Source organism: Rhodococcus sp. AG1013, assembly GCF_003350365.1.
Classification (GTDB): domain Bacteria; phylum Actinomycetota; class Actinomycetes; order Mycobacteriales; family Mycobacteriaceae; genus Prescottella.
The window spans coordinates 89,029-98,956 of record NZ_QQAT01000024.1; the positions used below are offsets into that span (position 1 = coordinate 89,029).

The window sequence follows — 9,928 nt, forward strand, 5'->3', positions numbered from 1 at the left end:
CGGATTGGTAACCTTCGCCCACCATGCTGATCAGACTTCTCGGCACCTACCTGGGGCCATACAAGCGCGACCTTGCCGGCGTCATACTCCTCCAACTCGTCGCCACCGGCGCTGCGCTGTATCTCCCCAGCGTCAACGCCGACCTGATCGACAACGGTGTGGCCGCCGGCGACACCGGCTACATCATGACCGCGGGCGCGAAGATGCTGCTCGTGACCGTGGTTCAGATCATCTGCTCCATCGGGTCGGTGTACTTCGGTGCCCGTGCTGCGATGGGCTTCGGTCGGGACGTGCGCAGCGCGGTCGTGAGCCGCGCCCGGTCCTTCTCGTCCCGTGAATTCGGGCGGTTCGGGGCGCCGTCGCTCATCACCCGCAGCACCAACGACGTGCAGCAGGTGCAGATGATGGTGGTGCTCAGCGCCACCATCCTCGTGATGGCACCGATCATGTGCATCGGCGGCATCGTGATGGCGATCCGGCAGGACGCCGGACTGTCGTGGATCCTCGCGGTGAGCGTGCCGCTCCTCGCCCTCGTGATGATCGTGATGATCACGAAGATGGTGCCCGCATTCCGCACCATGCAGACGCGAATCGATGCGGTGAACCGCGTGCTGCGCGAACAGATCACCGGCATCCGCGTGGTCCGCGCGTTCGTGCGGGAGCGGTCCGAGGCGGAGCGGTTCGACGAGGCCAATTCGGCCCTGACGAACACCGCGTTGAAGGTCGGCCGGATGAGCGCGCTGATGATTCCGCTCGTGATGATGATCGCGAACCTCACCAGCGTCGCCGTCATCTGGTTCGGCGGCCACGAGATCGACAACGGCAGCATGGGTGTCGGCTCGTTGACCGCGATGCTCAGCTACATCATGCAGATCCTGATGGCGGTCATGATGGCGTCGATGATCGCGATGCTCGCGCCCCGCGCCGCGGTGTGTGCCGAGCGCATCACCGAGGTGCTCGACACCGAGCCGTCGGTGGTGGCCCCGGTCAACCCCGTCACCGCCATGGACCAGCCCGCGCTCGTCGAACTGCGCGACGCCGAGTTCAAGTACCCGGGCGCCGAGGAGCCGGTGCTGCGCGGCATCAGCTTCACCGCCGAACCCGGCAAGACCACCGCGATCATCGGCGGCACCGGATCCGGCAAGACCACGCTGCTCGGCCTGATCCCGCGTCTGATCGACGTCACTTCCGGTGCGGTCACCGTGTCGGGCACCGACGTGCGCGACCTCGACCCCGAGCTGCTGCGTTCGCAGATCGGCCTCGTGCCGCAGAAGGCGTTCCTGTTCTCCGGCACCGTCGCGACCAACCTGCGCTACGGCAAGCCGGACGCCACCGACGAGGAGCTGTGGCGCGCGCTCGAGATCGCGCAGGCCGCCGACTTCGTCCGCGCGATGCCCGAGGGCCTCGACACGCCGATCTCGCAGGGCGGCACCACCGTCTCCGGCGGGCAGCGGCAGCGTCTCGCGATCGCCCGCGCGCTCGTGCGCCGCCCCGCGGTGTACCTGTTCGACGATTCGTTCTCGGCGCTCGACCTGAGCACCGATGCCCGGCTGCGCGCGGCGATGCGGCCCGAAACCGAGGATGCCTGCGTGATTATCGTGGCCCAGCGTGTGTCGACGATCATCGACGCCGACCAGATCATCGTCCTCGAGGAGGGCGCGACGGTCGGCATCGGCACGCACGAGCAACTTCTCGAGACCTGTTCGACGTACGTCGAGATCGTGGAGTCCCAGCGTTCGGTTCAGGAGGCGCTGTGAGCACCGCGACCCAGTCCTCGCCTCCGATGCCCGGCGCACCCGGGGCCCCCGCCGCGAAGGCGGAGAACTTCGGCGCGTCCATGAAGCGCCTGCTCGGACGACTGCGCTCGCACCGGACCGCGGTCACGGTCGTCCTGATCCTGGCCGCGGCCAGCGTCGTGCTGTCGGTCATCGGCCCGCGCCTGATGGGCCACGCCACGAACATCATCTTCGACGGTGTGATCGGCCGGCAGCTGCCGGAGGGCCTGACCAAGGACCAGGCCGTCGACGGACTCCGCGCCGCCGGCGAGAACCAGTTCGCCGACATGGTCTCGGGCATGGACGTCGTGCCCGGTGCGGGCATCGACTTCACCGCCGTCGGCCAGGTGCTCGCGCTGGTGCTGGCGTTGTACCTCGCGTCGGCGTTCGTGTCGTGGCTCGCCGCGTACCTGCTGAACATCATCGTGCAGGGCGTCGTGCGGGATCTGCGCAACGAGGTGGAGCGGAAGATCAACCGACTTCCGTTGCGCTACTTCGACACCTCCTCGCGAGGTGACCTGCTCAGCCGCGTCACCAACGACATCGACAACGTCTCGCAGAGTCTGCAGCAGACGCTCAGCCAGTTGGTGACCGCCACGCTCAGCGTCATCGGCATCCTGGCGATGATGATCGTGATCTCGCCGCTGCTGGCGCTCATCGCGGTGCTCACCGTGCCGCTGTCCGCGGTCGTCGCGGCCAAGATCGCGAAGCGGTCGAAGCCCCACTTCGGTGCGGTGTGGAAGACCACCGGCGAGCTCAACGGTCAGGTCGAGGAGGCCCTCACCGGCCACGAACTGGTCACCGCCTACGGCCGCGGCCGTGAGGTCCAGGCCCAGTTCCAGGAGAAGAACGAGCATCTGTACCAGTCCGGGTTCAAGGCGCAGTTCATCTCCGGCATGGTGATGCCGGCGATCATGTTCCTCGGCAACCTCAACTACGTCGCGATCGCCGTGATCGGCGGCATGCGGGTCGCGTCGGGCACGATGAGCCTCGGCGACGTGCAGGCGTTCATCCAGTACTCCCGCCAGTTCACGCAGCCGCTCACCCAGATCGGTTCGATGGTGAACCTGCTGCAGTCGGGTATCGCGTCCGCCGAGCGCGTGTTCGCGGTCCTCGACGAGGACGAGGAGTCGGAGGATCCGGATCCCGCGCTCAGCCCGGCGCAGGCCCGAGGCCGCGTGGAGTTCGAGGACGTCCGGTTCGGCTACGACGCGGAGACCCCGCTCATCGAGGGCCTCTCGCTCACCGCGGAGCCGGGACAGATGGTCGCGATCGTCGGGCCGACGGGCGCCGGCAAGACCACGCTGGTGAACCTGATCATGCGGTTCTACGAGCTCGACGGCGGCCGCATCACGCTCGACGGCGTCGACATCTCGCAGATGACCCGCGACGATCTGCGCTCGCGGATCGGCATGGTCCTGCAGGACACGTGGCTGTTCGGCGGGACCATCCGCGACAACATCGCGTACGGTCACCCCAACGCCACCGACGAGCAGGTCCGCGAGGCCGCCCGGATGAGCTACGTGGACCGCTTCGTGCACATGCTGCCCGACGGCTACGACACGGTCATCGACGAAGAGGGCAGCAACGTCAGCGCCGGCGAGAAGCAGCTGATCACGATCGCCCGGGCGTTCATCGCGCAGCCGTCGATCCTGATCCTCGACGAGGCCACCAGCTCGGTCGACACCCGCACCGAACTGCTCGTCCAGCAGGCCACCGCGGTGCTGCGCAGCGACCGGACCAGCTTCGTGATCGCGCACCGGCTGTCCACGATCCGCGACGCCGACCTGATCGTCGTCATGGAGGACGGTCACATCGTCGAGCAGGGCAACCACGACGAACTGCTGGAACGGCGCGGCGCCTACTACACGCTGTACAACAGCCAGTTCGTGGGAGCCGTGGACTGATATGACCATGAAGCCGCTGGACCTCTTCGGGATCGACGCCCTCCTCTCGGAGGAGGAGCGGGACATCCAGGCGACGGTCCGGCGGCTCGTGGACGAACGACTCCGGCCACAGCTGCCGGAGTGGTTCGAGTCCGGCACGCTGCCGCGCGAGATCGCCCGCGATCTCGGCGGGCTCGGGCTGTTCGGCATGCACCTGCAGGGCTACGGCTGCGCCGGCACCAACGCCGTCAGCTACGGGCTCGCGTGCCTCGAGCTCGAGGCCGGCGACAGCGGGCTTCGCAGCTTCGTCTCGGTGCAGGGCTCGCTGTCGATGTTCTCGCTCCACCGCTACGGCTCGGAGGAGCAGAAGCAGGAGTGGCTGCCGCGGCTGGCGACCGGTGAGGCGCTCGGCTGCTTCGGGCTCACCGAGCCGGACTTCGGATCCAACCCGGCGGGCATGCGGACCCGAGCCCGCCGCGACGGCGACGACTGGATCCTCGACGGCACCAAGATGTGGATCACCAACGGCAGCCTCGCCGACGTCGCGACGGTATGGGCGCAGACCGACGACGGCGTCCGCGGCTTCCTGTTCCCCACGGACACACCGGGATTCACCGCCAACACCGTGCACGGGAAGCTGTCGATGCGGGCGTCGGTGACGTCGGAGCTGGTGCTCGACGGGGTCCGGCTGCCGGCGTCCGCGCAGCTGCCGGGCGCGCACAGCCTCGGCGCGCCGCTGTCATGCCTCAACGAGGCCCGGTTCGGCATCGTGTTCGGCGCGCTCGGCGCCGCCCGCGACAGCCTCGAGACGGCCATCGAATATGCCGGGACCCGAGAGGTGTTCGACCGCCCCCTCGCCGGCTACCAGCTCACGCAGGAGAAGCTCGCCGACATGACCCTCGAGCTCGGCAAGGGCATGCTGCTCGCGATCCAGCTGGGCCGGATCAAGGACCGCGGCGACATCACGCCCGACCAGATCAGCGTCGGCAAGCTCAACAACGTGCGCGAGGCCATCGCGATCGCCCGCGAGTGCCGGACCATCCTCGGCGCCAACGGCATCACGCTCGAGTACTCGCCGCTGCGGCACGCCAACAACCTCGAGTCGGTGCTCACCTACGAGGGCACCAGCGAGATGCACCTGCTCTCGATCGGTCGGGCGCTCACAGGGCACGCCGCGTTCCGCTGAGACACCTTAGGCTGGCACCGTAGAGCCGTCACCGACCAGGAGGCCGCACCATGGCTGTCGCAACCGCCGCACACGTCACCCGTGACCAGTTGCTCGACTTCATCCGCTCACGTCATCGCAGCGTTCTCGTCACCCGGAAACAGTCTGGGGGACTGCAGATCTCGCCCGTCACCTCGGGGCTGGACGCCGAGGGACGGATCGTCGTCTCCACGTATCCGCAGCGGGCCAAGGCTGCGAATCTGCGCCGTGATCCGCAGGCGAGTGTGTGCGTGCTGTCCGACGAGTTCAACGGCGCCTACGTGCAGGTCGACGGCACGGCCGAGGTCCTCGACATGCCCGACGCGCTCGAACCGCTCGTCGAGTACTTCCGGTGTATCTCGGGCGAGCACCCCGATTGGGACGAGTACCGCGAAGCGATGCGCGCGCAGAACAAGAGCCTGATCCGCATCACCATCGACAACTGGGGCCCGATCGCCACCGGAGGGTTCCCGCCGAGCCTCGCCCGCGACTAGACGCCGCGAGGAGCCTCCGAGACCGGAGGCTCCTCGAGACCGTGGGCAGTGGTCGGCCACTGTCCGTCGATGTGACTGTGGCGGAGGCAGTTTCGGTCAGCGGGCGCCGCGGACCAGCGCGCCGGGCCGGGCTCCGGTGTCCTCGCCGTCGCGCAACACGACCTGACCGGACACGATGGTGGCCCGGTACCCGTCGGCGCGCTGCAGCAGCCGCCGCGCCCCGCCGGGTAGGTCGTGTTCGACGGCCGGCGGCCGCAGTTGCAGCCGCTCGAAGTCGATGACGTTGAGGTCGGCCTTCTTGCCCTCGGCGATGACGCCGCGATCGCCGAGCCCGTAGATGGTCGCCGTGTCCAGCGTCATCTTCTTCACCGCGGTCGCCAACGGAATCTGCGCGCCCCGGGTGCGGTCGCGCGCCCAATGGGTGAGCAGATACGTGGTGTTGGACGCGTCGCAGATGGCGCCCGCGTGCGCGCCGCCGTCCCCGAGCCCGACCGCGGTCGCGGGATGCACCAGCATCTCCCGGATCGCATCGTGGGTGAACTCGGAGTAGTTGAGCAGCGGCCGGAAGAACAGTGCGCGACCCGAATCCGAGAGCAGCAGGTCGTAGGCGTAGTCGAACGGATCCCGCCCGGCACGCTCGGCCTCCCGCGCGAGGCTGGCCTCGGGTGCCGGCTCGTACTCCGGCGGGTTGCCGAGGTTGAACGTCCGGTCCAGTTGGCTGAGGTACGGCATCTTGTTGGTGGGCGAGTCGGACTCGGCGAGCACGGCCCGTCGGACCGCGGGGTCGCGAAGGGCGGCGACCAGTGCGTCGAGGTCTCCGGCGGAGCGTTCGACGGCGGCGAGGTAGCTGGGCCGGGTCGAGAACGCGTTGAACGTCTGCAACCCGGTCAGCAGACCCAGCGGACGTGCCGGGACCTGTGGGCGCAGCGGAATGCCGGCCTCGTACGCGCCGGCGGCGAGGTCCAGCAACCGCTTCCAGTCGTCCGGTGCGGCATCGTGCTGCATCAGACCGAAACACACTGTCCGCCCGGTGAGTTCGGCCAGCCGCAGCATCCAGTCCATTTCTCGATCGGGTGCCGCGAGATCCTCGCCCATGATGCCCGCGGGCGCGAGTTCGAAGACCCCGGTGCCCGCGGCGGCCAACGCCTGCCCGATCGCGAACAGTTCGTCCTCCGCGGCGAAGGTGCCCGGTACCGGCTCGCCGTCGATGGCCTTGTGCGCGATGGTGCGTGAGGTCGAGAACCCCAGCGCCCCGGCCTCGACGCCTTCGCGGACCAACTTGGCCATCAGCGCGATGTCCTCGGGCGAGGCGGGCTCGTTGCGGGCGCCCCGCTCGCCCATGACGTAGGCCCGCACCGACCCGTGCGGTACGTGCGTCCCGACATCGATGGCCAGCGGCAGGCGATCGATCTCGTCGAGATACTGCGGGAACGACTCCCAGCCCCACTTGATGCCCTCCGACAGTGCGGCACCCGGAATGTCCTCGACGCCCTCCATCAACCCGATCAGCCACTCCCGCTTGGCCTCGGTGACGGGTGCGAATCCCACGCCGCAATTGCCCATCACCGCGGTGGTGACGCCGTGCCAGCAGCTGGGCGTCAGCATCGGATCCCAGGTGACCTGCCCGTCGTAGTGGGTATGGATGTCGACGAATCCCGGTGTCACCACCAAGCCGGTTGCATCGATGACCTCGTCGGCGTCGGCGTCGCTGAGGCCGCCGCCGGGCGTGACCGCCGCGATCCGGCCGTCGCGGACACCGATGTCGGCGACATAGGGCTCACCGCCGGTCCCGTCCACCACTGTTCCGTTCGAGATGACAAGAGAGAAATTCATAGTCAGTCCTCGCTGATCGGGAATCTGCGCGCCATCCGTACCGTGCTGACGTTCCGCAGGTTAACTCGACAGGGTGTCAGCGAGAGGCGGTTTGGCTGTTTGTTCGGGTGGCGAGGGCGAGGATCCGAGGGTTCCCACGGTGCCAATGGCGGTGAGAGAACGCGTTCGTGACCGCCAATTACGCGAGACAGCCCGGATGCATCGCGTGTCTGTCGAAGAACTTCAACGATCGAGCGGCGCGTCGAGCGCGACGTGGGGTTCCCAGCGATAGCACCACGTGGACAGCGGTTGGCCAGATTCGTCGAGCTCGGGGCCCACCCTGACATAGACGTCGTTTGCGGACGTGGTGATTGTTGGCGGCAGGGGGATCGAAACGTCCTTGGAGTCGCCATGCTGCGGTCCGCCGTACAGCCATGCCGTGACGACAGTTCGAGCGGAACGCGACTGACCACTCACAGGCTTGATTGTATTGGGGGCCCTGGGTCTGCCCGGACAAACCCGGAAATGCTCGCCGGATAGACGCCAAGCAGCTCTGTGCGAGCACCGATATCACGGTGCTCGCACAGAGCTGCTGTTCGGCTTCGGCCCGGCTCAGTCCTCGGACTGCTTCTGCCGGCGCGCGGCCATTTCCTCCACCAGGATTGGAACACCGAGGTTGCAGGAGTGGATGCCCACGATCGTTGCGAGCTTGAGCACCTCGAGAATCTCCTCGGGCGTCACTCCCATGTCCAACGCGGCCTGAATATGACGCCGCGTGCCGGGCGCATACATGTGGGTCGCCGACGCATCGACCGCAATGCAAAGCAATTGCACCACCTTCGGTGGGATGACGCCGCTCTGGAACGGCTGCATCGCCATCTTCATGTACAGCTCGGTCCACTCGGGGTCCATTTCGTACAGCCCGTCCCAGAGCTCGTTCCAGCCGCCGCCGGCCTTCATACCCTCGACAACGGGGAAGTCGCTGTTCGCTTGAGTCATCGTGTTATCTCCTATTGGCGGGATTTCTGTTGGCCGTGATCGGCGAAGGGGCGGCAGCCGGCCGAATCTTCGAGTAGCGCAGACCGATTGAGCATTGGCTGGCAGCGGTGTTCCCCGTGGCCACGCGCACTCGCGCGGTGACGAGGCTCGTGCTGGTGGCGTCGTTGACGGCGATTCCGATGATCGCGGTCGTGGGCGATCGTCGGGGGACATCACAGGTGGCTACGGGGTGATGACGATCACGCTATCGTAGAGTGTCGGACTCGGACTTGACGATGCGGGTCGCCAAACTTGACCAATGGGGAGACTGAGCCCGGATGCTGATGCTCAGAAGCGCCGTTCTGAACGGCTATGTCGAGGTGGCGGAGTCGGTGGGTTTGAACCCCCACCCGCTGATGCGAGTCGCGGGGATCGACCCGGGCGCCTTCGCAGCCACCACCGGGTGGATCTCGGCGCAGTCGGTGGACCACTTGCTCGAGATCTCCGCGGCGCAGTCGGGCTGTGCGGATTTCGGCATCAGGATGTCAGGCAACCGCGGGATGTCCAACCTCGGTCCGGTGGGGCTCGTCGCCCGGGAGGAGCCCGATGTCCGCAGTGCGTTGGGAATCGTCCTGCGCCACATGAACCTGCACAACGAGGCCATCAGCCTTGGTCTGACCGAGTCCAGAGGCCTGGCCACCTTCCATGCGCAGTCCGCCCCGGGAATCACCCTGGGACACCAATCCCTCGAACTGGTGGTCGCGTCCGTCTTCCGTATTCTCGCGGATCTACTCCCCGAGGGCTGGCGTCCGGTGGCCACCTATTTCGCGCACGAGGCACCTCCCGATATCGCGATGCACCACCAGGTGTTCGGCCCAACCGTGGTCTTCGGGCATGAGATTGACGGGATCATCATCCCGGCCAGCGATCTCGACACGCCGAACCCACTGTCCAACCCGATGCTGCGACCCTTCGCGCAGGAGTATCTAGGGCTGCTGGCCCCGGCCACCGGGGCCTCGGTGTCGCTCCAGGTCCGCGACCTGATCGCCACGCTCTTGCCCACGGAGAGTTGCTCGGTCTCGCGTATCGCGCACAGCTTGGGCATGGATCGGCGCACGCTGCACCGCCATCTGGCTCATTCGGGCGACTCGTACTCCTCGATTCTCGACTCCGTTCGCAAGGAGTACGCACGACTCGCGATCGAGCGCGGAGACTGCTCCCTCACCGAGATTGCTGCGGAGTTGGGGTTCTCGGAGCTGAGTGCCTTCTCGAGGTGGTTCCGGCAGCGATTCGGCGTCAGCCCGCGGGCCTGGGCGAAAACGTCCGCAGCGGACACCTCCTTCTCGCCGCCTGCCGGCTGATGAAACCTTCTGTCCCGCTTAATGCTCCGGCGATGCATTCGGCGCCGGCCTGATCTTTTCGCAGTGGGCGAAGCTGTCGGGTATCAGCGCGATCGGTGTGGACTTCGCCGAGGGGGAGTCGCGGTGGCGCGCGCCGATTCACAAACGATCCCAATCGGTCAAGAGTTGCGACCCAAACCGTCAAGTTTGAGCCCCGTCTCCGGGCTACTGTGATCGCCATCACCCCGCAGCCGCGTGTGGTGTCGCCCCGATGGCCGATCGGGCGGGACGGCATATCGCGCGGTGGCCCAGTCCGTGTTCTCGGCTGGCGCCTCTCTTCCACGAACGGAGTTACACAATGCATTTCCACGATGACGCACTGTTCCCGGAGAACCAGGAGAAGCTGGTTATCACTGTCGCGCCGTACGGCCCGGAGTGG

General features: G+C 67.1%; 7 protein-coding genes. 5 read left to right on the forward strand and 2 right to left on the reverse strand.

What is annotated here, in order from left to right:
• Positions 1–23: 23 nt before the first annotated feature.
• From DEU38_RS23885 to DEU38_RS23900, 4 genes are read left to right on the forward strand one after another with little or no spacing between them, the layout of a single operon-like run.
• Positions 24–1,757, forward strand: a complete 1,734-nt coding sequence (locus DEU38_RS23885; protein WP_114723862.1) for an ABC transporter ATP-binding protein — start codon at positions 24–26, stop codon at positions 1,755–1,757.
• A 26-nt stretch (positions 1,758–1,783) separates the two neighbouring features.
• Positions 1,784–3,682, forward strand: a complete 1,899-nt coding sequence (locus tag DEU38_RS23890; protein WP_114723880.1) for an ABC transporter ATP-binding protein — start codon at positions 1,784–1,786, stop codon at positions 3,680–3,682.
• 1 nt (position 3,683) lies between these two features.
• Complete coding sequence (locus DEU38_RS23895) at positions 3,684–4,847, forward strand: acyl-CoA dehydrogenase family protein (RefSeq protein WP_114723863.1); 1,164 nt, start codon at positions 3,684–3,686, stop codon at positions 4,845–4,847.
• A gap of 50 nt (positions 4,848–4,897) precedes the next feature.
• The gene (locus DEU38_RS23900; protein ID WP_114723864.1) at positions 4,898–5,359 is read left to right on the forward strand and encodes a PPOX class F420-dependent oxidoreductase; all 462 of its coding nucleotides are present in this window, start codon (positions 4,898–4,900) and stop codon (positions 5,357–5,359) included.
• Between the two features lie 96 nt (positions 5,360–5,455).
• On the opposite strand, the gene DEU38_RS23905 is transcribed toward DEU38_RS23900, so the two are convergent.
• Together DEU38_RS23905 and DEU38_RS23910 are read right to left on the reverse strand one after the other, a co-directional pair.
• The gene (locus DEU38_RS23905; RefSeq protein WP_114723865.1) at positions 5,456–7,192 is read right to left on the reverse strand and encodes an amidohydrolase family protein; all 1,737 of its coding nucleotides are present in this window, start codon (positions 7,190–7,192) and stop codon (positions 5,456–5,458) included.
• A gap of 591 nt (positions 7,193–7,783) precedes the next feature.
• Entirely contained in the window at positions 7,784–8,170 is a 387-nt protein-coding gene (locus tag DEU38_RS23910) for a carboxymuconolactone decarboxylase family protein (protein WP_114723866.1), read from the reverse strand.
• Positions 8,171–8,487: 317 nt separating this feature from the next.
• On the opposite strand from DEU38_RS23910, the gene DEU38_RS23915 reads away from it, so the two are divergent.
• Complete coding sequence (locus DEU38_RS23915; RefSeq protein ID WP_114723867.1) at positions 8,488–9,510, forward strand: AraC family transcriptional regulator; 1,023 nt, start codon at positions 8,488–8,490, stop codon at positions 9,508–9,510.
• Positions 9,511–9,928 lie beyond the last annotated feature (418 nt).

Bases quoted from the DNA above. Each gene is read 5' to 3' on its own strand.
- DEU38_RS23885 (WP_114723862.1), top strand. From the start codon at position 24: ATGCTGATCAGACTTCTCGGCACCTACCTGGGGCCATACAAGCGCGAC.
- DEU38_RS23890 (WP_114723880.1), top strand. From the start codon at position 1,784: ATGCCCGGCGCACCCGGGGCCCCCGCCGCGAAGGCGGAGAACTTCGGC.
- DEU38_RS23895 (WP_114723863.1), top strand. From the start codon at position 3,684: ATGACCATGAAGCCGCTGGACCTCTTCGGGATCGACGCCCTCCTCTCG.
- DEU38_RS23900 (WP_114723864.1), top strand. From the start codon at position 4,898: ATGGCTGTCGCAACCGCCGCACACGTCACCCGTGACCAGTTGCTCGAC.
- DEU38_RS23905 (WP_114723865.1), bottom strand. From the start codon at position 7,192: ATGAATTTCTCTCTTGTCATCTCGAACGGAACAGTGGTGGACGGGACC.
- DEU38_RS23910 (WP_114723866.1), bottom strand. From the start codon at position 8,170: ATGACTCAAGCGAACAGCGACTTCCCCGTTGTCGAGGGTATGAAGGCC.
- DEU38_RS23915 (WP_114723867.1), top strand. From the start codon at position 8,488: ATGCTGATGCTCAGAAGCGCCGTTCTGAACGGCTATGTCGAGGTGGCG.